Source organism: candidate division KSB1 bacterium, from assembly GCA_034521575.1.
In the GTDB taxonomy this organism is placed as follows: Bacteria; Zhuqueibacterota; Zhuqueibacteria; order Residuimicrobiales; family Krinioviventaceae; genus JAXHMJ01.
In genome coordinates this window covers 132,146-153,448 of the sequence record JAXHMJ010000005.1, presented here as the reverse complement: position 1 = coordinate 153,448, position 21,303 = coordinate 132,146, and the positions used below count along the sequence as shown (strand labels likewise).

The window sequence follows — 21,303 nt, the reverse complement described above, 5'->3', positions numbered from 1 at the left end:
ATGAATAGGAGAATTTAATTATGAAAAAGGCAATTAGTATTTCATTAATAAGTACTATAATATTAATAAATTTTACATATGGTCAATCATATTATTATAAAAATGACCTAAGAAAAAACAAACAAGGATTTATAGTTCATAATATATACGGCATTAATCTGCAATCAGGTGAAAAAAAATTAATCTTATCTGAAGTTGGAACGCCTGCAATACTATCTGAAATTAATAAGATAATGTTTAAATCAATACCGGAGTCTCAAATATGCATATATGATCTACAGAAAAATTCAACAGACACACTATCTTATTTAGGCAAGATTGAACTGAAAAATCAAAACCACACAGTCCCACCTGATAATCATATATTTTTATCGTATGTAAAATTTGGTGCAAAGATAATCAGTAAGGAATTTCATACTTTGGAAAGCACAGATATATTAATAGATAAAAATACATATTCGATTATTGATACCAATTGTTATTACTTCAAAGCTACGAAAAGTCTTATTTCAAGAGAGGGGAGTGAAATATATTATTTAATAGATTTAAAAGATGGAGTATATTTTAAAAGTAGAAGTACATTAACAGGTGAAATAATTAATGAAAGAATTACAATTGAAGGATATGAATATGTACAAATGAAATACAATCCATATTTCATTGATTCCCAAAATGGTTATGCATTTATCGGTTACCTTTCAGAAAAGGATGATAAGGGACATCTGGTTTTATGTGATCCTGCTAACAAGACAGCCTCAAGTCAGATAATATTACCAGTAGGGATACCACCTTATGAAAAATGTTTAACACCTTATGGGAATATGGTTTTCCAAGATGGTGGGAATATTTATATTTATAATAAAAATACCGCTAAATTGAAACAGCGATTAAGATTCCAAACTTCTGATATTCCTGATGCTGAATCAAAAATTTTCATGTTAGGCGACAGTCTTTATTTTTTCCCTGAGGATCCCAAAGAGTCGGATGCTACTCATTTTGAAAATATCGGACATGCAGACTTGACCGAGGTCCAATCTAATTCTTCTCTGGTAGATATGATGTCAAAGGATATTGACAATTCCTATCAGAAAGGCTGGATCGATAATAAGGGTATTTATAACAGCTTGACAAAGAAACTGAAACATGCACAAAAGCAGCTGGATAAAAGAAATATTAAACAGGCAATAAATCAACTCAAAGCCTTTCTAAATCAGCTGGAGGCGCAAAGGGTGAAACATGTGAACGAAGAGGCTTATAATTTATTGCATTTCAATGCGGAAGCTTTGATTGAGAGGATGGAGTAATAATCTAATTTTAAACACGTTATGAACCTCCTGAAGATTCCAAATCTTCGGGAGGTTTTTATATTCTAAAGTGTTTGGGTTCAAGGGAAATCGGAAAAAACGATCAAATAAAATGAGTTGTCCATTATCCGATGATTTTCCGCCCTCACCTAAGAATTGCTATATTTTAGTGGACATTGATCAGAGGGATGCCAATGAGACCCGCTGTGTCTCGACGGCATTCTAAAGCCTGAAACTTTTCCTGGCGCAACCAGGGAATCAGCATATTTATACGTATAAATTTACTAAACGATTACGTAATCATTACGTAATCGATGGATGCTTTTATACGTATAAATTTGCTCTGGTTTGCCGGGTGACTCTATACAAGACCGCTGTTGTACCTCGCGTAAGCTGATAAAACAGTTGATTTTCTCGCTATAATTGTTATTTTCCATTGAATTGAAATGATAACAATCGGGTGCCTGATTTCTACGGCCTCCCTGGATTGTCCTGAATCAGATTCATAAAATTTTTTATCATGATAAAGATTATCGATTCATCGTTTTTCATATGTTTGACCCTGCTTCTACCGCTTGCTCCAGCCGTCGGGCAGTGGCTTCCGGATCATCAGGTTGATCCGGTGGTGGTCACTGTGGACCGCTATCCGGGGCCGCTTACTCAAACCGCGCGCACGGTAACGGTGCTGCAGCGCGCCGAAATCGAGCGGCTGAATGCCCGGTCGCTGACGAATTTGCTGCAGGCGGTGCCCGGGGTGATGCTGCAAAAACGCGGCAGCGGCATTCAGACCGATGTGTCGGTGCGCGGCGGCTCGTTTTCCGAAACTCTGATTCTGCTGGACGGTGTGCCGGTGAATGATCCGCAAACCGGACATCACAATTTGAATCTGCCGGTGTCGATTCAGGATATCCAGCGTATTGAAGTGCTGCACGGACCCGGTTCGGATGTTTACGGCGCAGATGCTGTATCCGGTGTTGTGCATATTGTGACCCGGGAGACAAAACCCGGCGGTTCGGTTCAGGTGCGCGGCGGCGAGCACGGACTCGTGGGTTCATCAATGGCGCTGCGTACGCAGACCGGCCGCATCCGTCACAGCCTGTCGGCCAACTATGAGCAATCCGACGGCTTTACCCGCAATACGGATTATGAGTGCCTCAATGTGTCCTGGAAATCGACTTTCAAGCAGGGAGACACCCGGTTATCCCTGTACAGCGGTGTATCCGACAAACAATTCGGCGCCAACAGTTTTTATTCGCAGCAATTCCCGGATCAGTATGAACAAACCCGCGCCTGGCTGTCCAGCCTGCGTTTGAGCACTACTGTTCCGGCGGACGCGCGAATCCGCTCGTTTATTACCGTCAGCATCATGATGATTTTTTGCTCGACCGGCAGCGTCCGGACTGGTACCGGAACCGGCATACCAGCAAAAGCTATGGATTTTCATTGCCTGTTCACGTCCAGGCGCCCGGCGGACTTGCCACTGTGAAGCTGCAGGGGCGCGCGGAATTGGTAACCAGCAGCAGTCTGGGCGACCATATCCGGCAAACCTACGGCGCCAGTTTGAGTTACCGGGTGCAATGGAGTGAACAGTTGTCCTTTACCAGCTCGACGTTTTCGCATTATTATGATCAGTGGGGATGGCAGGTGTGGCCGGGGCTGAGCGCCGCGTACCGCCTGACGCCGCATGCCCGGATTTTCGCTTCCTGGGGACGTGCCTTTCGTATGCCGTCTTTTACCGAATTGTACTATGCCAGTCCGGGCAATATCGGCAATCCCGATCTTGATGCGTCGGCTTCATCAACCCTGGAACTGGGTACGCGCATGTACGCTGAAAACCGCATGCTGCAGGTGAGCCTGTTCCGCAGAACCGGCGCCAATATCATCGACTGGGTGCGCGCGCAGCCGCAGGACCCGTGGATGGTGATCAATCATTCCAAAACCCGGTTTACCGGACTCGAATGGGAGGCGCGTCTGAACGAGCCTGTCTTGTCATTAACGGTGCTGTCACTGCGCGGTATACATTTGTATGCGAATAAAACCTTATTCGGCTTTGAATCAAAATATGCGCTGCGCTATTTGCGCCATCATATCCGGCTGTACACGGATGTCGCGTTCCGGAGAAATATGCATGCCGGCATGGCGGTGCACTGGAAACAGCCGGATTATGACAATGGCTATATGCTGATGAATCTGCAGCTGTACCGTACGCTGGGCAGCTGGCGTCTGGCCCTGTCAGCGGAAAATGTCACGGATACCCATTACCGGGATCTCCCCGGTGTGCCCACACCGGGCCGCTGGATGCGATTCAACGTAAGCAAATATTGGTAATCGTTTGTGGAGCGCTGTGAGAATTGCAGAGGCGCTTGAATATAAAGTTCAACGCGGTTATAAATAGTTGTTTCCTCGCTGATTAAAAGACTAATTCTGCTTGAGTATGGAAACCCGCAGTTCTGGTTTACAGAATTAAAATATTATTTCGGCGGCATTCCTCGATCATGTCTTCCGGCCAGAGGCTGCTTTGAATTTCGCCAATATGCGCCTTGCGCAGGAACAGCATGCACAAACGCGACTGGCCGATGCCGCCGCCGATAGAGTCCGGCAGTTCGCCGCTGAGCAGCTTTTGATGAAAGTAAAACGATTCACGCTCGGTTGCATCGCTCAAATCCAGCTGCCGTTTCAGCGATTCTGCATTCACACGGATGCCCATGGACGACAGCTCCAGTGCAATGTCCAGAACAGGATAATACACCAGAATATCACCGTTCAATCCCTTGTATCCGTTCAGGGTGGGGGTGGACCAGTCGTCGTAATCCGGCGCCCGCCCGTCATGGGGGCGGCCGTTCTCAATCTCTCCGCCGATCCCGATGATAAACACAGCGCCGTGTTCTTTGCAGACCCGTTTTTCCCGTTCTTTCGGCGATAAATCGGGATAACGTTCGGCAAGATCTTCACTGTGTAGAAATGTAATCGTATCCGGAAGAATCGGTTCGATTCTGGAATAGAGATGGTGTACGTATTTTTCCGTGCGTTTGATCACCGAATACACGCGTTCCACAATTTGTTTCAGCAGCTTCACATTGCGGCCTGCTGCATCAACGGTGCGTTCCCAGTCCCATTGATCTACATACAGAGAATGAATATTCGACAGGGTTTCGTCCGGCCGGACTGCGTTCATATCGGCATAGATGCCTTTGCCCGCCGGAATTTGATACTCGCTCAGCATCAATCGCTTCCATTTTGCCAGCGACTGCACAATTTCGATAGATTCACGATTGAGAGCGCCGGCTTTAAACGCACCGGCTGTTCGACGCCGTTCAAATCATCATTGATCCCTGTGCCTGACTTTACAAAAAGCGGAGCCGTCACCCGAATCAGATCCAGTTCCAGCGATAAATTCAGCTGAAAAAAGTTTTTAATGGCTGCAATGGCTTTTTCCGTTTCTTCCAGATTCAATACCGGTTTATAGTGTTTGGGCAGGATGAGCTGATGTTTCATATAAAATCCTCAATTTTTTAACTGATATTTCTCAAGTTTGTAGCGCAGATGCCGTTCGCTCATACCGAGCAGCCGGGCCGCGTGCGTCTGCACGCCGTCGGCCTTTTTAAGTGCGTCCAGAATCAGTTGCTTTTCAAACGCTTGCACGCGTTCCTTAAAAGTGCCGGTTGTGGTGTCATAGTCTGATGCCGGAATCAGGGCGGGCATGTCCGAAACCCGAATGGTGTCATCCCGGCACAACACCACGGCCTGTTCAATGATGTTCTCGAGCTCGCGCACATTTCCGGGATAGTCGTACTTTATCAGCAAATCCATGGCTTGTTTGGATATATGCCTGATGTCTTTGTTATTACGCTTTGAATAGTGTTCTCGGAAATGCTCCACCAGCAGTGGAATATCCGTTTTACGTTCGCGAAGCGCAGGCAGATTGAGCGTGACCACCTTGAGCCGATAATACAAATCCTCGCGGAATACGCCTTCTTTGATCAGTTTTTCCAGCGGCTGATGTGTGGCTGTAATGACACGTACGTCGACAGATATAGGGTGTGACGATCCGATACGCTCAATCTGCTGTTCCTGTAATACCCGCAGCAGTTTGGTTTGTGTCTGTAGAGGAATATCTCCGACTTCATCGATGAACAGGGTGCCCTGATCGGCGAGTTCAAATCGACCCTGGCGCATGCGGTCCGCGCCGGTAAACGCGCCTTTTTCATGGCCGAACAATTCACTTTCAACCAGATTATCGGACAATGCCGCCATATTCACGGCCACAAACGGTTTTTCTCGTCTCGGACTGGTATGATGAATAGCACGCGCAATGAGTTCTTTACCTGTACCGCTTTCGCCCAGGATCATAACCGTGGCCTGGCTGAGCGCCACGCGCGCGGCCATACTCAGGGTTTCCTGCATGGCCGGACTCTGGCTGATAATGGCGCCGAACTGCAGCCGTTCATTGGCCATCTCCCGCAACCGCTTGTTCTCCGACAGCAGCTGTTTGTGTTCCAGGACTTTGTCCACGGTTATTTTCAGCTGATCCAGATCGATGGGTTTGGTGATAAAGTCTGCAGCACCCGTTTTCATAGCCCGCGTGGCGTTTTCGACACTGCCGTATGCGGTGATGACGATCACTTCGATATCGGGATTGATTTGTTTGGTCTGTTTCAACAGATCCAGACCGCTCAAACCGGGCATGCGCATGTCTGTGATCACCAGATCAACCGTCTCTGCTTGAACGGTCTCGATAGCTTTTTCACCGTTGACAGCGGTTAAAACCTGGTGTCCCTGGTTTTCCAAAAAACCCGACAGGGTTTCCCGCTGCACGGCTTCGTCGTCTACGACAAGTATAGTGTACATATTAGGACTCGGTTGCCGGTAAATAGATTGAAAAGGTCGTGCCGGTTCCGGGTTCACTGGTGACCTCAATGCGTCCATTGTGCTGCGAGACAATTTGCTGCACAACAGAGAGTCCGATGCCGGTGCCTTTTTCCTTTGAAGTATAATACAAATTAAAAATTTTGTTCAGATTCTCGGTGTTGATCCCCGATCCGGTGTCCTGAATCTGAATCAATACCTGTTCACTGACATTGGTACAGGTAATACTGATTTCATCATTCTCGCTGCAGGCGTCCATGCTGTTTCGAACCAGATTAAGAATGACCTGCTTGAGTTTGTCCGCATCACCCTGAACAGGCGGGACGTGGTCGCATTTTATAATCATTTTGATGTTATGTTTTGATATGTCCTGTTCGATCAACGGCTGAACCTCTTTAAAAATGTGAGGTATACGTAATCGGCTGGGTGCCAACGGCGTTGGTCGGGCAAATTCAAGGAACTGATCGATAATTGCGTTGATGCGTCGGGTCTCTGAGACAAGGGTACCGGTCATTTTGTCAAATTTCCCGATCTCGGCTTTGGGTTTGAATTCAGTTTTAAAACGCTGCGCCAGCATGCTGATCGCGTTTAAGGGATTGCGTATTTCATGCGCAACCCCGGCTGCCAGATGTCCCATGGCTGTGATCTGGTCCTGACGTTTGAGATTCTGCTCCAGGCGTTTTTCTTCTGTAATGTCCTTAATGACAGCAAATGCGCCTTCTGTACTGCCCCGTTCATCTCTCAGAATGTTGATGGTTAACCTGCAGATATGCGGTTTGTTTTCTATGGTCAGCCGATGTTCCGCAGCAATGATGGGTTCCCCGCTGTTCAAGGTGTGTTTGAACAGTGAAAAAAGGGTTGGATTGAGACCGCGAAGCGGTGAGTTGAGTGTTGCGCCTGCCCCGACATTGAACAGGGACTCGGCCGCTCGATTGAACAAGGTCACGTCCAGATCATCATTCACCGCAATGACAGCATCTGTCATATGTGTAAGTATGCTGCCGGTGTAGGTTTCGATTCGCGTATAGGCCTGTTGGAGCATCCGGTAATTTTGACGGCCTACGACCCAGTTTGCCAGTACCACTCCGATTAAAAGCAGAGAGACGGCGGCGAGTCCCGTACGCCAGATAGCCTTTTGTTTCGCTTCCTGTAAATGCTTCGTTTGCAATCCGATGCGCAGCAGTTCCCCCGTATCCGGATTAAAGGGATATATGGCTTCAAAGACCGGTTTTCCCTGATAGTGAATAAACCGGTCCGACGGTTGGTTCCGCTTTAGTACACTCATCAACACACTGTCGCCGGCTACAGCGGTTAATGAATCAATCTGTCTGGATGCCACCAGGATTTGATTTTTGTCCTGTACGGCAACATAGGCCACATTTTCAGTCTCACCGAGATTGCGCACCAATCGACCGATGCCGATGCTGTTTCGATAGTTCAGAACTTGATCAGCGTTGATGTTGAGAATAATGACACCGCCCCGGCGTCTGCGTTTGGCCACGGCGAACCGGTCTCCGCCGCCGAACCGACTCTGACGAAATCCCATCACCAGTTCGTCGCTTTCTTTGTCATTCATGATGTCCAAAAGGTTTTCGTGCGGCCGATCTTGATGTTGGTCGTCCCGGCGCATGAAGGAGCTCTGTACCCGCTGCATGTTGGAATTGTAAATATTAATTCGGTATATATTGTTCTCTTTGGCAAAGCGTTCAAGTTTGCTGTTGGTCAAACGTCCGGCATAATCCAATTCTTCCAAAAGACGGGCATTATTCAGCAGGCGCTCGGCAAGGAGGCTTTCTACAAGATTGAATGACTCAACCGCGTTTTGCCCCCCCTCTTCAATCGCAGCGACCAGGGATTTACTTTGTTCACGCAGCAAATGCGTCATTTCCTGTCGAGAACCGAGTATTTCCAACAGGCTAAAAGAAAGCAGCAAGATTGCAAGAGTGATGACAATGGCAACAATAAGAGAGGTATTGCGTTTCCAAGATGAATGCGGTGGGCGGTCTGTATGATCAGGCTGAACCCACTTTTTGATTTCATCATTCTTTTTCATTATGGGGTCTCGTGTTTTAATCAATATGCTCCATTGTTAAAAATCGGCTTGTGTAAAAGCAATAGTAAATGTATTCAATCCGATTTTAAAATGCAATATTGTTTCGACTGTTTTGGCGATTTTTTCGACGGTTTCGTCGATACGACTGATTTTGAACCTAAATTACGGATTAAGATAATAGGTTATAAAACTAAAATAAACAATTAAATAGGCGCAATGAACGAGCGATTGACAGTTTTGGCATGGCGGTTGCATGTTGGATGGTTGAAATGCGAAGATATTCTATAAACTGGAGGTAATTATGAAACGGTTGTCTTTTTTAATGATGTTTGCGGCTGTTGTGGGATTTGTATTCCTGATGTCCGTACCTCAGCTACAGGCGCAATCAGAGGATACGAATGGTCGCGAATTTGTCGATAACGACGGCGACGGCTATAATGACAATGCCCCGGACGCAGACGGCGACGGCATTCCGAATGGTCAGGATGAGGACTATGAACGTCCTGAAAATGCTCCCGGACGCGGCGGACAAGGTGGATTTGTGGATGAGGATGGCGATGGTGTTAATGACAATGCCCCGGACGCGGACGGCGACGGCATTCCGAATGGTCAGGATGAGGACTATGAACGTCCTGAAAATGCTCCCGGACGCGGCGGACAAGGTGGATTTGTGGATGAGGATGGCGATGGTGTTAATGACAATGCCCCGGACGCGGACGGCGACGGCATTCCCAACGGACAGGATGAGGATTACGAGCGTCCGGAAGGAGATCAGGCCGGTGTACGCGGATCAGGATTTGTCGATGAAGACGGTGATGGTTTTAATGACAATGCTCCGGATGCGGACGGTGACGGCATCCCGAACGGCCAGGATGATGATTATACGCCGGCGGGCCGCGGACAAGGGCGCGGCGGCGCCAAATTCAATGGATTTGTCGATGAAGACGGTGACGGATTCAACGACAATGCCCCGGATGCGGACAGCGACGGCATTCCAAATGGACAGGATTCTGACTGGGAACGACCCGAAGACTGTCTGGGGCGCGGCGCGCGCATGAACGGACGCTTTGAAGATCAAAAAGGCAGCGGCGGAAATGAAGACGGTAATGGAAGCGATCAGGATCGCCGGCAGGGAAAAAATAAATAATGAACAAGGCTGGCGGTGTTTTCACCGCCAGTTGGTTTAATTGAGGTACCGGAATGTTGAAACGGATTTTTATTGTATTGATGCTGTCTTCCACCGTGTTCGCGCAGCTGGGTATTCAGACTGAATTGACACAAGGATATTCCACGAATATTTTTGCCAACTACAATCAACACTCTGACTATGTGTCTTCTGCCGAGATTTTCGTTCACCGCGACTGGGTGGAGGAATGGTCAGGATTGCGTGTATCTTATCGTCCCGAGTATACGCGTTTTCAAAAATACAGCGTCCGCAATTATTGGCTGCATCGCGGTGGTATACAGGGGTTCCGGCAGTTTGGTGAAAATCGGTTAACCGCTGCTTTGTACGCCAGCGCCCGCATCCATTCTCAGGAATACAAATGGTACGAGTACAGTCAATGGTCCGGATACACGGAATGGAAACAGCGTTTGAATCCGCAATGGTTTGTATATACCGGCGGAAACTTTCAGATTCGGGACTATTCAGCGTTTCCGGTCTTTTCCAGATGGCAGGGACTGTTGTATCTGCGCCAGAGCCGATCTTTTAATACGGGCACCAGTATTATCGCGGAAATGGACTTTATGTACAGAAACTATCTGAAATCCAAGACCGCATCCGGAGTGGATCTATTGCCGCTGCTGGTTACAAAAGGCAACGGGGAGAACCTGCAGTGGGTTGGGATTTTTAAAGTCGCACAGTCCCTTTCAAAAACCACAGGTCTTTCAACCCGGCTGTTATACAGAAAGAGTATGAGCAGTTCGGTGAGATATCTGGGCAGTGTGGAGGGAACTTATTATTCGGATGATGAATTGTTTGATACTGTATTCGGTTTTGACGAGCTGCGTCTGCAGCTTGATCTGAAACAAAGGCTTTGGGGTACTATTCTCCTGACGGCTGGAATGTTTTACACGGACAGACAATACACCAGCCGGTTGGCACTGGATCTTTCGGGGACGCCGTTACCGGGATATCCCTCGCGCCGTGACTATCGCACACTGGCCTGGGCCGGACTGTCCAAATCTTTTACAGCATTATCAGCCCGCAATCCTCTGAATCTCGAGATTGAGTATCTGTGGAAGCAGAATCATTCCAATGATCCCTATTATGATTATGCCTCCTCTTACTTTTCCATTGGTCTCAGACAGAGTTTTTAAGAGCCTGGTGGTTTGGAAGCATTGAAATGCAGGCAGGGGGCTTGTTTTATCAGGTAGAGTCGGATTGTGCTGTTTTCTTTCCCGGCCTGCATCTGGCTAATGTACATGCCGCTGGATAATGGATTTCCGTGTTCATCTTTGCCATTCCACGTCAGTTCATAGAGATCGGGGCATAGATCTGATCTGTATTGTCTAGACCTCTTTATTCTCTTTTAACCCTATGATTAACAGTATGTCTTGCGCAAAAAACGTACCAGTTTAATATAAAGAAAGGTTAAGTGTTTAATAAACAATAAATTGCAAAAAAAAGAGTGGGGCGGATGCGGCCTGGATGGCCAAAAAGTGGGAAAAAATACACCATTGAGGAATAATGTGTCGTTTTTCATTTTTTATTAAAGGTGCTGCATTCTGGGGGAGATTTGGCGCGCGAAAAGCGAGCATTTTGCATGATTGTTGTTGTTTTACTTTAGTTTAAACACAACCGGCAGGGCCGCTCTGACCTGCACAGGTTTTCCCTCTTTAAGGGCCGGCTGCCAGTCAGTCGCACGAATGGTGTTGACAGCCGCTTCGTCGCATGCGGGATCAAGGGATCTGGCAACCTCAACCTCGAGAATATCACCGGTTTTACCAATCATTGTTTGTAAAATCACCCGTCCCTCTATTTCGTTCTGTCTTGCAGATTCAGGATACACCAGTTCTTTCTGCAGTGCGGCAAATCCATTTATCGGGCTGGGAGGTGTGTCATACTCAAGTATAACTGAATTTTCTGTGCTGTCCGAATTTGAGCTTGTGGAAACAGGATCAGGCGGCTTTGAGTCTGATCCGGGCATTGAATCCGAAGAACAGGTTATGGAAAACAGTATCATAACCGCCACCAGCCCTGTAACCACACCTGCATAGAGTTTGCGTTTCATAGTATTCTCCTTTAAATTGTTTTCCAAGCTGCAGATTGGCTGCTTGCGGCAGGGTTTCAGGGTCGGGCTCGGAGAGTAATTATGCTATGGTGAGTACAGCAGATTAGACAGCAATGATAACTATTCTTTTGAAAAGAGGGGATTTGAACAGGCGGGATTCCGCTATCTCTTTTGTTTTTCTTGTTCCATTTCAGTGTAAAATTCAGGATAAAGCTTACGGCTGCAATCGGGACAGATGCTGTGGGAGAAATCGACTCTGGAATGTTCAGAGATATATTCCTCGACATGATTCCAGTATCCCTTGTCATCACGGATTTTTTTGCAGCTGGCACAGATGGGCAAAAGTCCGTTTAAGGTGTTTATTTTTTCATAGGCTTTTTCAAGTTCTTTGTTTTTTCGATGCAGTTTACGTGTTGTATTTGCCAGCTGGCTGTTCAGGGTCGAAAGCTCTTGAACCACTTTTTGGTCCGAGCTGTACAGGAATTCACCAATTAACACAGCGCCCGGATCTTTTGGGAATACAGTGAATTTCAATGTTTTTTGGGCGGTTTGCGCGGGGTTTTGTATAGTCATGATGTTCTGAAAGCTCTCACCGGCTTTGACTTTTGTGCGCAATTCTTTATATGCCGGTGATATCAGGATATCCTTTATATGCAGTGTTTGCAATGCATCGGCTGGATCCATATACGCGCTGAACGCTGAATTCCCTGCCGTGATGTAATCGTGTGAATCAAGGACACATATCACCAGTTCTGTATAGTCCTGTATATATTGTTCAAAAAACGATTTTAATTGATCATCAGTGATATCGGTTATCATATCAGGCTCCGGTTTGAGGTGCTAAATCATTCACAAGTTTCAATGCTTCAACGGCATGATCCGCAGTCGCATCCGCACCCAGCTTTTTTGTTAAATCAGGATCGGCTTTTACAGCAGCCCCGCCCAGTAGAATTTTAATATTTTGAATATCCGGATTCTGTTTGATTGCACGAATGACGAATGCGGCCGAGGAAAGGTTGAAAAACATCGTTACCGAAATGACGAGAATATGCGGCTGCACCGCAAGCAGCATCTGATAGAGATCGGATTCCGGTGTATTGGACCCTAAATAATAAACATCCCATCCGTTCATCTCGAGCAAGTCCGAGATCATCCATGCTCCAATTTCATGAAACTCGTTCGCTCCTGCTGTGATCACGACCTTGCCTTTATCGCCTTTTGATGTGAAATTATTGATATATATCATCGACATGACGCGAGTGACAATGGATGACGCCAAATGCTCCTGGGATACACTGATCTCATTATTATGCCATAAATGCCAATCTCATACAACGAAGGTTGTATGACATCCAGATAAAAGTGCTGAACATCTGTGTGCGTCTGAATATGCGTGTTTGCCAGTTCAAGGCATGTTGAGGTATCGGCTGCCAGCAAAGCGTTGAGAAATTGGTCCTGAATCCGGCTCCATTCTTTTGGCGGCTGAATGTTTTCCGATGTGTAATGTTGTGATAATTCAATCCAGTCTTTGTGATGTTCCGAGAGCCATTCGTATATCGCAGCATATTTTTCAGACAGAGGCGGGTCAATAAACTTGTGGACAGCCTGAATCCAGGTTTCAAACACTATAGCAAAGTATTGATAAGAGAATCCGTGATTGTGATAGGTGGCATACACCCATGGCATGGTGTCTTTGAGTTTTCTAAAATCGCCGATTGAGACGCTGGTGAGGATAAATCTGGCGCTGTTGCGGTGATTGTCCTGCATCATCTCCGTTGAACTCATTCCGATGAGCTCGGAGATATCGCTTCGGTTGCTCATGGATTCATTGACAAACCCGATCAAATTCTCCACTTCATGTTCAAGGGTCGTTAATTCTTCGGATGTCAAAGCGATGTCCGGTGCGTTCATGGTTTATTCCTTGTGAATTGTTTTTTAATATTATAGCAAAATTAGAGCCAAATGTTCCTTTCTTATTCAAACGTATTGTAGCCACAAATAATATTTTGTATTTTTCGGTTGTCATTCAGGAATAAATTATTTATTTTTCTTTCATTGTCAATCCCCGGATTTATGCGACTTTTATCATGCATGATAGTGGAATGGCAAAAGGAGGGGAAAATATGAATCATAAAACTTGATGTGACGCAGGTTAATAAACTGAAAAATTACTGTTCAAAACATACTTTTCATACAAACGGGAACAGGGAGTAACTATGAAGTCGAAACTGCTGTTTGGCTCTGCTGTGGCGGCGCTGGGCGGATTTTTGTTCGGGTTTGACACGGCTGTCATTTCAGGGACCACGCACTGGCTGGAATTGGTGTTTGATCTCAGCCCGTTTTGGCTGGGTTTTACCGTGGCCAGTGCCTTGATCGGAACGATCATTGGAGCTCTGGCAGTGGGCCGGCCGTCGGATGTCTGGGGACGCCGGTTCATGTTGTTTATTTTAGCTGTGCTTTATCTTGTATCCGCTCTCGGAAGCGCCCTGGCCTGGAACTGGCCCTCCTTTTTGATCTTCCGTTTGTTGGGCGGACTGGCTGTCGGCGGCGCTTCAGTGGTATCTCCCATGTACATTGCGGAAATTTCACCGGCGCGTTTCCGCGGACGTTTGGTTGGACTCACCCAATTCAATATTGTCTTCGGCATTCTGGTTGCTTTTTTCTCAAATTATATCATTACCAATATGGGCCTCGGCGATATTGAATGGCGCTGGATGTTTGCTGTTGAGGCTGTACCTGCTGCTGTTTTTTTCCTGCTTTTATTCTCCACGCCTCGCAGTCCACGCTGGCTTGTCGCTGCAGATCGTGCCAACGAGGCCGCTGATGTGCTGAAGCAATGCGGCACAGATACCGGACGGATTCAGGATGAAATTCACGAAATTCAGGCTTCGTTGAGCCAGGAGTTCAATGCGTTGCATGAACGCTTTTTCAGTAAAAAATATTCAAAACCCATTCTACTCGCGGTAATGATCGCGGTGTTTAATCAGCTTTCCGGCATTAATGCGATTATGTATTACGCACCCCACATATTCCGGATGGCCGGAGCCGGCGAAGCCGCATCTTTTCTCCAGTCTATTGTCATCGGCGGCACCAATCTGATATTTACAATGGCCGCTTTAACGGTTATTGATAAAATCGGCAGAAAAAAACTGATGATTTTTGGCTCGATCGGCTATATTGTGAGTCTGGGCATCACGGCTCTGACCTTTTTCTTTTATAGAAATGATTTTACAGAAACCGGTGGTTTGATTGTGCTGGTGAGTCTGCTTGTCTTTATTGCATCTCACGCGTTCGGGCAGGGAGCCGTGATTTGGGTGTTTATCAGTGAGATATTTCCGAACCGCGTCCGGGCGCGCGGACAGGCGCTTGGAAGCTTTACCCACTGGTTTATGGCTGCATTGATCTCCTGGACATTTCCGGTCATTGCTTCAGTTTCAGGAGGAACTGTGTTTGCTTTTTATATGCTGTGCATGGTTGGACAGCTGATCTGGGTACTCAAGGTGATGCCGGAAACCAAGAATGTGTCTCTCGAACAGATTCAAACCATGCTGGATATTCAATAGGTCGTTACACCGTATAAAGATAGTAACAGCAATAAAAGTGGTTTTTAAATGCATTATATTATTAAATATAACATGTTTCGTTTCAGGTGTTGGATTGGTTTTTGCCGCATTGATTCCGGAGAATGTTTTGAATACGGAGCGCTATAATGCCCAACAAGCGTAAGGATCAGGATTCAAGTGCAGTTGACACGCTGGTTGTTGAAATCGTTCATCGCATTCTGGAGACGGCGGACCAGCCTTCTTCCATGTATCAATATATCGTTCAGCAGCTTACAGAACAGCTGAACACACGGGTGAGCGCCCTTTTTCTATGCGATTCCGACAGTTCCGTCCACAATCATGTGCTCAAGGCGGTCTACCCTGTTCCTGAAAAAAATAATCTGGTAACCGATGATATTCAGGAATTGTGTGACTGTAGTCATGATTTAAGCGAACCGGTTTCTTACTTTAAAGCCAGGAGAAATGATTCAGTTGCGCCATTGATCCAAAAGCTGGGATATGAAAATGCCTTTATCATTCCGCTTCACGTCGGCGGCAGTCAGGTTGGCGTGATCTTTTTATTTGATATCGGTCAGCAGAGCGAGTTGATGGAACTGCAGGTTACCCTGGAAAAAGTCGCCAATGTGATTGCTCTGGTTTCCCGCTATTCCATATTGTATGAAAATCTGGAGAGCAAAGTGCAGGAGCACACGCGTGCTTTTATTCAGAGTGAACGCTGGTTCCGCGCTTTGTTTGACCAATCACCCATCGGCATGATCACGTTTGATTATCAGGGACAAATTGTGGAAGCCAATCCACATTTCCAGGACATGCTTGGATACACCAGCAACGAATTGCGCTACAAGCGGTTTCAGGAACTGCTGCATCCTGATGATGTCATTCTGGATATGCATTATTTTTTAAAAGATTTGAAAAAGCGCGGCGCCTACACGGCTGAAAAACGCTTTATCCGAAAGGAAGGCGATGTACTCTGGACAGAGTTGCGGCTTACGGATGTGCATGATATTGCTTCGGATTCCAATTTCCTGATTGCTTTGCTTGAAGACATCACAGAACGCAAACACGCAAAAGAGGTGATTCAGCAGCGCGAGGAACAATTGCGTCTGGCGTTAGAGGGAGCGGAACTTGGATTCTGGGAATGGAATCTGGATACGAATCGCATGACCCTTGATTCGATCTGCCGCAGAATTTTCAATTTCCGTGATAATCTCATGTCCTGTTCATTTGATGATTATTTCTATCTGGTCCATAATAAAGATCAGCCTGAACTTCGCAAGGCGCTGAATTTCCATTTTCTGGGAGAACGGGATCGATTCAGTGTTGAATACCGAATAAAGTCGTTACAGGGAGATGAAAAGTGGGTGGCGACCGACGGGCGAGTGATCAAGAAAAATCATACCGGCAAACCGCTCATTGTATCCGGTATCCACCGGGACATCACCGGTCAGAAACGCGCTGAAAAAAAGTTGCTTGATTATTCGGAAAAACTTGAAAGTATGGTCAAAGAACGCACACAGGAACTGGAGACAAAAACCAAAAAACTCGAAGAGTCACAGGAAACCATGCAGATGCTTCTGAATGACGTCAATGAATCCCGACGTTCTCTGGAGCAGGTCAATGAAGAGCTCGAGTCCACAAATGAGGAACTGAAAAGTTTTGCCTATATTGTCTCACATGATCTCAAAGCCCCATTGCGTGCCATCGGTCAGCTGTCTTACTGGCTGGCAGAGGACTATAAGAGTGTGATCGATGAGGACGGCCAGGAAAAATTTTCTCTTATGATTCACCGGGTTCACCGGATGAACAAACTGATCGAAGGCATTCTGCAATACTCACGTATCGGCCGCGTTAAAGAACACAAGCGCAAGGTTGACTTGAACCAGGTTGTTTCCGATGTCTGGCAGGATATCAATGCGCCGGATTCGATTCAGTTTCATACTGATGATATGCCGGTGGTCTATGCCGATCCCACCCGTATGGAACAGGTTTTTATGAATCTCATCGGCAATGCCGTCAAATATATGGACAAGACCCAGGGCAAGATCAATGTTAAATATGTAAAAAAGCAGGAACATCTGGAGTTTCATATTATTGATAACGGTCCGGGAATAGAAGAAAAGTATCATGAACAAATTTTTCAGATTTTCCAGACTCTAACGCCGCGGGACGTTGTTGAGAGCACAGGTGTGGGTTTGACTTTGGTGAAAAAGATAGTCGAGAATTACAATGGTCAGATTCGGATCAAATCAGAAGCGGGACAGGGTGCGGATTTTATTATTCAGTTTCCGCTTTCTTTTCTGGATGAATCCAAACTCGAGTATGACCATGCGAAATAACAGAGACGTATTGCTGTTGGAAGATGACCGTGTGGATGCCATGACCATCGAACGCGTGTTCAAGCAGCTCGGCATCCCCAACTGCGTTGTCTTTTGCACCGATGGTGTGGAAGGTGTTGAATATTTGAATGAAAACCGCGGCACACTCCCGGCCATTGTTCTTTTGGATATCAATATGCCGCGGATGAACGGCATCGAGTTTTTACGCTTTATCCGGAATGATCCTGATTTTAGAAAACTTCCGGTTGTGATTCTGACCACATCTACCGAAGAGCAGGATAAAATCGAGAGTTTTGAACTCGGGATTTCCGGTTATATGGTCAAACCTGTCGATTATGATAAATTTGTTGAAATGATTCAGGTGATCATCAAATATTGGCGATTAAGTGAATTTCCTCAGGAGGATTGACGCATGTCGAAAAAGGCGCATATATTATTTGTTGAAGATGATGTTGTAGATCAAATGGCGTTCAAGCGTCACGCCGAGCAAAAGGATTTTCCATTTTCTTTTGAACTGGCCGGCTCGGTTCAGGAGGCTATCAAGTGTCTGGACGAAAAACAATATAACGCTGTCATCATGGACTGGGATCTGGGGGACGGAAATTGCTCTGAGCTCTATCCCCTGGTCAAGGATACGCCGTATATTGTGGTGACCGGAAGCGGCAATGAAGAGATAGCTGTCGAGGCGATGAAAGCCGGCGCTTCGGATTATCTGATCAAGGATAATGAGGGCAAGGGCCTGCATCTCAAAACCCTGAGCGTGACCATCGAAAAAGCGCTGGAAAAAAACAGAAATGACCAGGAGCTCGAACAGTACCGTGAACGCCTTGAGGAACTGGTTGAAGAACGTACCGAAGAGTTGCGTCAGAGTGAAGAAAAATTCAAGCGCATTACGGAAAATATATTCGATTTGATCATTTTTTGTGATTTGGATGCCATAATTCAATATGTTTCACCTTCTATACAGCGGATTTTGAAAAAACAACCGGACGATGTGCTCGGCAAGAATTTGGTCAAAGATTTCGATCATACCGGACTGCAAAAAATATTTGATCAGCTTGGGGGCCGGTGAGGTGGTCAAACATCATGAGCTGGAATGGCCGATTGATGATGATTCCAAAGCGTTTTTGGAATTTAATGCCGCGCCGATCTATGAGAATGATAAAATAATGGGGTATCAGGCCATTGCCCGGGATATTTCGGAACGCAGAAAACTGCAGATGCAGCTCGCGGATTCACAAAAGATGGAAGCCATTGGGGAGTTGGCCGGAGGTATTGCGCATGATTTCAATAATCTGTTAACTGTGATCAACGGTAATACCGAGATGGCTCTGCTGCGCAACCAGGGCAACGAAAAACTGGAAAAAAATCTGAATGTGGTGCTCAATGCCGGCAAGCGCGCAGCTTCCCTGACCGCCCAGCTGCTGGCGTTTGGACGCCGCCAGATGCTGCAGAATGAACTGACCGATGTTTCGGCTCTGCTTCAAAATATCTCTACGGTCATTGAACGCAGTGTCGGTGAAAATATTGATGTGGAACTTGACCTGGACAAGGATTTGGATCTCGCCAATATTGATCCCAGTCAGTTTGAACAGGCTGTCATGAATATGATCCTGAACGCCCGGGATGCCATGCCCGAAGGCGGCAAGGTAGCGCTGCAGACTGAAAATATCAACATCAGCAAAGACCATCCCCTGGAGCCTTTTGAAGATAAAGACGGAGAGTTTGTAAAGATTACCATTGCCGATACCGGACCCGGCATGGATGACGAAACCAGGCGCAAAATTTTTGAACCGTTTTACACCACCAAAAAGCAAGGCACCGGTTTGGGGCTTTCCACCGTTTACGGAACAATCATGCAGAGCAAAGGTGATATTGCCGTCAAGAGTGATCCGGGCAAGGGAACCGTTTTTACCATTCTCTTCCCGGCAGGCTGCCAAAAAAGAACAGGCGGCTCAAGCCAGTGAAAAGCTGGATGATTTTCAGGGCGCCGGCCGGGTACTGGTGGTGGATGATGAAGAGGAAATCCGCAATCTTGCGGAAATGGTGCTTGAAAATTATGGTTATTCCGTGTTCACAGCTGGAAACGGAGAAGAGGCGCTTGATTTTCTGGAAAATTCCGGCGAAAGCGTGGATATGCTGGTTGTCGATGTGGTAATGCCCAAAATGGGCGGCGGCGAGCTGGTGAAAAAGGTGCGCAGTCAGGACAAGTCTATAAAGATTTTATTCACATCCGGTTATCTGGATGACCGGATTTCTGAGAACCTGGATCCGGAAGTTCCAGGACACGCTGCTTCCCAAACCGTTTTTGCCGGAAGAGCTGGTCAAAAGCGTAAAAAAAACACTGGAAAGCAAAGAGTAGAAAAGGCGCGGTCAGTCTGTTTGCAGGCTGTATCAGAAATGATTACGCCCCGGTGCGACTGAAAAAATTGAGGTTTTTGAAAAAATCCGAGAATTTGCTCCAGTTAAAAAACGTGATTTCGTGAATCGAGTGAAATATCAGGTAAAATCCGCCGATCCCGCAGATGATATTGGCAGACCACATGGCCATAAACGGGGTAATGTACTGGTGATCCGCCAGTTCTTCGCCGCCGATGAGTGTGGACCAGTACAGCAGGAAAAAGGCAAATGCGATACCTCCGGCGACTGCCATATTGCCGCGCCGGGCCATGATCCCCAGCGGGGCTCCCACCAGTATGAACACAATACAGGCGACGGGGATCGAATATTTTTTCTGCACTTCAACCGACAGTTTGGATATTTCTTTTCTCATATGTCCGATGTTTCGGGTGTTTTGCATGGATTGCAGCTGGTGGAGCAATTGCTGATGGGTTTGAAATATTTTTTCCCGCGTAAAGATAGCGCTGTCATCCTCTGATGATGGGTTTGAGGTCTGAGGCAGCATAGTTTGAAAATAATTCTGTATCAACCGGGTCTGCTTGTTCTCGTGATCCTGTATACGCGCCCGATATTCTTTGATTTCCGCCTGCATCATTTGGGCGCTCTTTTCACGGTCGCCGCGGCTTCCTTTGTCGCTGCGTCTCAGGATCATTTCGGGCACAGCAATGGTCTGCAGCTGTTTTGGAAACTGGACGGTTCTGTATTCCTCCATGTTACTAATGTCGAGTTCATGCATTTCGCCGTCGAAAAGCAGAAGGTGCAGCATGCCGGTGCGGCGGTTGAGAAAGATTTTCCCCCGCTCGGCAAAAATGTAGCTACTGGATTTGGGATCGCTGTTGTCTTCAATGGAAATGTTTTTGACATAGGCGGTGTCCGGTGTCTCTTTCGATTTCTTCAACGAGAATAGAATATTTGTCCAGGTCCTTGTATACCACACCGGCCTCCAGCTGCAAAGTCGGACGTTTTCTGGCAATGTCACTCCATAACAATTTGGTTTGATAATTGGCGTCAGGCAGTACAGAATTGTTGAACCAGATCAGGAACAGAGTCATTAAAATAGACATGATGAAAACAGGAAAGATCATAAACAAAATACTGACACCGCTCGATTTCATAGCCGTTATTTCACCGTCTCCGGACAGACGGCCGAATGCCATCAATGTTGCAACCAGCACAGCCATGGGAATAGCCAGAGCTATAATCCAGGCCAAATTGAGTATGAAAAACTCGGCAATGACCGTAAATCCCAGGCCTCGACTCAAAATGCGACCCAGTTCACGAAAAACAAGGTTTAACAAAAAAACAAGAGTCAGGGTTCCGAGTCCGAAGAAGAACGGACTCTTGTGTTCCTTAATGATGTAACGCCAAATTATATACATGAATAATTATACCAGAAATTTTAATAAAACAGGAACTTTAACAAAAATATAATATTTAACAAAATGACAATCAACGTTTTTTATTTCTGTTGAATTTCTTGCAAAATTTTCTAAATTAATGATTTGCAAATCAGATCAAGCCATGGAGGAGCTTATAGAGACTTTTGAG

19 protein-coding genes and 1 pseudogene are annotated in these 21,303 nt (G+C 46.4%); 11 read left to right on the top strand and 9 right to left on the bottom strand.

What is annotated here, in order from left to right; genetic code table 11:
• Positions 1–20 precede the first annotated feature (20 nt).
• The 3 genes from U5R06_13515 to U5R06_13505 all read left to right on the top strand — a co-directional run bounded on the left by U5R06_13515 (position 21) and on the right by U5R06_13505 (position 3,632).
• Entirely contained in the window at positions 21–1,304 is a 1,284-nt protein-coding gene (locus U5R06_13515) for a hypothetical protein (protein MDZ7723785.1), read from the top strand.
• 556 nt (positions 1,305–1,860) lie between these two features.
• Positions 1,861–2,790, top strand: a complete 930-nt coding sequence (locus tag U5R06_13510) for a TonB-dependent receptor plug domain-containing protein (GenBank protein ID MDZ7723784.1) — start codon at positions 1,861–1,863, stop codon at positions 2,788–2,790.
• Positions 2,682–3,632: a TonB-dependent receptor gene (locus U5R06_13505; protein MDZ7723783.1), complete on the top strand. Its 951-nt coding sequence runs from the start codon at positions 2,682–2,684 to the stop codon at positions 3,630–3,632. Before U5R06_13510 ends, U5R06_13505 begins: the two co-directional genes overlap by 109 nt.
• 127 nt (positions 3,633–3,759) lie before the next feature.
• On the opposite strand, the pseudogene asnA reads toward U5R06_13505, so the two are convergent.
• From asnA to U5R06_13490, 3 genes and pseudogenes are all read right to left on the bottom strand, one after another.
• Positions 3,760–4,799, bottom strand: a pseudogene (asnA, locus tag U5R06_13500) (aspartate--ammonia ligase).
• 9 nt (positions 4,800–4,808) lie between these two features.
• Entirely contained in the window at positions 4,809–6,152 is a 1,344-nt protein-coding gene (locus tag U5R06_13495) for a sigma-54 dependent transcriptional regulator (protein ID MDZ7723782.1), read from the bottom strand.
• Position 6,153: 1 nt separating this feature from the next.
• On the bottom strand, positions 6,154–8,223 hold the full coding sequence (locus U5R06_13490; protein MDZ7723781.1) for an ATP-binding protein: 2,070 nt from the start codon (positions 8,221–8,223) through the stop codon (positions 6,154–6,156).
• A 301-nt stretch (positions 8,224–8,524) separates the two neighbouring features.
• Between U5R06_13490 and U5R06_13485 the strand changes: the two genes are divergently transcribed.
• The gene (locus U5R06_13485) at positions 8,525–9,370 is read left to right on the top strand and encodes a hypothetical protein (protein ID MDZ7723780.1); all 846 of its coding nucleotides are present in this window, start codon (positions 8,525–8,527) and stop codon (positions 9,368–9,370) included.
• Positions 9,371–9,423: 53 nt separating this feature from the next.
• On the top strand, positions 9,424–10,542 hold the full coding sequence (locus U5R06_13480; protein MDZ7723779.1) for a hypothetical protein: 1,119 nt from the start codon (positions 9,424–9,426) through the stop codon (positions 10,540–10,542).
• A 461-nt stretch (positions 10,543–11,003) separates the two neighbouring features.
• Here the strand turns inward: U5R06_13480 and U5R06_13475 are convergent, their stop codons facing one another.
• The 4 genes from U5R06_13475 to U5R06_13460 form a co-directional block, all read right to left on the bottom strand.
• Positions 11,004–11,456, bottom strand: coding sequence for an energy transducer TonB (locus tag U5R06_13475; protein MDZ7723778.1), 453 nt, complete (start codon positions 11,454–11,456; stop codon positions 11,004–11,006).
• A gap of 162 nt (positions 11,457–11,618) precedes the next feature.
• The gene (locus U5R06_13470; GenBank protein ID MDZ7723777.1) at positions 11,619–12,275 is read right to left on the bottom strand and encodes a hypothetical protein; all 657 of its coding nucleotides are present in this window, start codon (positions 12,273–12,275) and stop codon (positions 11,619–11,621) included.
• A 1-nt stretch (position 12,276) separates the two neighbouring features.
• Positions 12,277–12,735 carry a cobalamin-dependent protein gene (locus U5R06_13465; protein ID MDZ7723776.1) on the bottom strand — a complete coding sequence of 153 codons (459 nt, stop codon included), beginning with the start codon at positions 12,733–12,735 and terminating at the stop codon, positions 12,277–12,279.
• Complete coding sequence (locus U5R06_13460; GenBank protein ID MDZ7723775.1) at positions 12,699–13,367, bottom strand: hypothetical protein; 669 nt, start codon at positions 13,365–13,367, stop codon at positions 12,699–12,701. Before U5R06_13460 ends, U5R06_13465 begins: the two co-directional genes overlap by 37 nt.
• 305 nt (positions 13,368–13,672) lie before the next feature.
• Between U5R06_13460 and U5R06_13455 the strand changes: the two genes are divergently transcribed.
• From U5R06_13455 to U5R06_13430, 6 genes are all read left to right on the top strand, one after another.
• Entirely contained in the window at positions 13,673–15,019 is a 1,347-nt protein-coding gene (locus U5R06_13455) for a sugar porter family MFS transporter (protein MDZ7723774.1), read from the top strand.
• A gap of 146 nt (positions 15,020–15,165) precedes the next feature.
• Positions 15,166–17,355: a PAS domain S-box protein gene (locus tag U5R06_13450; protein ID MDZ7723773.1), complete on the top strand. Its 2,190-nt coding sequence runs from the start codon at positions 15,166–15,168 to the stop codon at positions 17,353–17,355.
• Positions 17,345–17,764: a response regulator gene (locus U5R06_13445; protein ID MDZ7723772.1), complete on the top strand. Its 420-nt coding sequence runs from the start codon at positions 17,345–17,347 to the stop codon at positions 17,762–17,764. Before U5R06_13450 ends, U5R06_13445 begins: the two co-directional genes overlap by 11 nt.
• A 3-nt stretch (positions 17,765–17,767) precedes the next feature.
• The gene (locus U5R06_13440; GenBank protein ID MDZ7723771.1) at positions 17,768–18,427 is read left to right on the top strand and encodes a response regulator; all 660 of its coding nucleotides are present in this window, start codon (positions 17,768–17,770) and stop codon (positions 18,425–18,427) included.
• Positions 18,405–19,322 carry an ATP-binding protein gene (locus tag U5R06_13435; protein MDZ7723770.1) on the top strand — a complete coding sequence of 306 codons (918 nt, stop codon included), beginning with the start codon at positions 18,405–18,407 and terminating at the stop codon, positions 19,320–19,322. The genes U5R06_13440 and U5R06_13435 overlap by 23 nt, the downstream gene beginning before the upstream one ends.
• Positions 19,231–19,779, top strand: a complete 549-nt coding sequence (locus U5R06_13430; protein ID MDZ7723769.1) for a response regulator — start codon at positions 19,231–19,233, stop codon at positions 19,777–19,779. Before U5R06_13435 ends, U5R06_13430 begins: the two co-directional genes overlap by 92 nt.
• On the opposite strand, the gene U5R06_13425 is transcribed toward U5R06_13430, so the two are convergent.
• Together U5R06_13425 and U5R06_13420 are read right to left on the bottom strand one after the other, a co-directional pair.
• Complete coding sequence (locus tag U5R06_13425; protein ID MDZ7723768.1) at positions 19,760–20,653, bottom strand: LptF/LptG family permease; 894 nt, start codon at positions 20,651–20,653, stop codon at positions 19,760–19,762. The two genes, U5R06_13430 and U5R06_13425, sit on opposite strands and share 20 nt — an antisense overlap.
• Positions 20,598–21,134, bottom strand: coding sequence for an LptF/LptG family permease (locus U5R06_13420; protein MDZ7723767.1), 537 nt, complete (start codon positions 21,132–21,134; stop codon positions 20,598–20,600). Before U5R06_13420 ends, U5R06_13425 begins: the two co-directional genes overlap by 56 nt.
• Positions 21,135–21,303: the final 169 nt, after the last annotated feature.

Coding starts and splice junctions, on each gene's coding strand:
- U5R06_13515 (MDZ7723785.1), top strand. CDS start 21: ATGAAAAAGGCAATTAGTATTTCATTAATAAGTACTATAATATTAATA.
- U5R06_13450 (MDZ7723773.1), top strand. CDS start 15,166: ATGCCCAACAAGCGTAAGGATCAGGATTCAAGTGCAGTTGACACGCTG.
- U5R06_13460 (MDZ7723775.1), bottom strand. CDS start 13,367: ATGAACGCACCGGACATCGCTTTGACATCCGAAGAATTAACGACCCTT.
- U5R06_13485 (MDZ7723780.1), top strand. CDS start 8,525: ATGAAACGGTTGTCTTTTTTAATGATGTTTGCGGCTGTTGTGGGATTT.
- U5R06_13495 (MDZ7723782.1), bottom strand. CDS start 6,152: ATGTACACTATACTTGTCGTAGACGACGAAGCCGTGCAGCGGGAAACC.
- U5R06_13470 (MDZ7723777.1), bottom strand. CDS start 12,275: ATGATAACCGATATCACTGATGATCAATTAAAATCGTTTTTTGAACAA.
- U5R06_13490 (MDZ7723781.1), bottom strand. CDS start 8,223: ATGAAAAAGAATGATGAAATCAAAAAGTGGGTTCAGCCTGATCATACA.
- U5R06_13455 (MDZ7723774.1), top strand. CDS start 13,673: ATGAAGTCGAAACTGCTGTTTGGCTCTGCTGTGGCGGCGCTGGGCGGA.
- U5R06_13445 (MDZ7723772.1), top strand. CDS start 17,345: ATGCGAAATAACAGAGACGTATTGCTGTTGGAAGATGACCGTGTGGAT.
- U5R06_13480 (MDZ7723779.1), top strand. CDS start 9,424: ATGTTGAAACGGATTTTTATTGTATTGATGCTGTCTTCCACCGTGTTC.
- U5R06_13420 (MDZ7723767.1), bottom strand. CDS start 21,134: ATGTATATAATTTGGCGTTACATCATTAAGGAACACAAGAGTCCGTTC.
- U5R06_13475 (MDZ7723778.1), bottom strand. CDS start 11,456: ATGAAACGCAAACTCTATGCAGGTGTGGTTACAGGGCTGGTGGCGGTT.
- U5R06_13440 (MDZ7723771.1), top strand. CDS start 17,768: ATGTCGAAAAAGGCGCATATATTATTTGTTGAAGATGATGTTGTAGAT.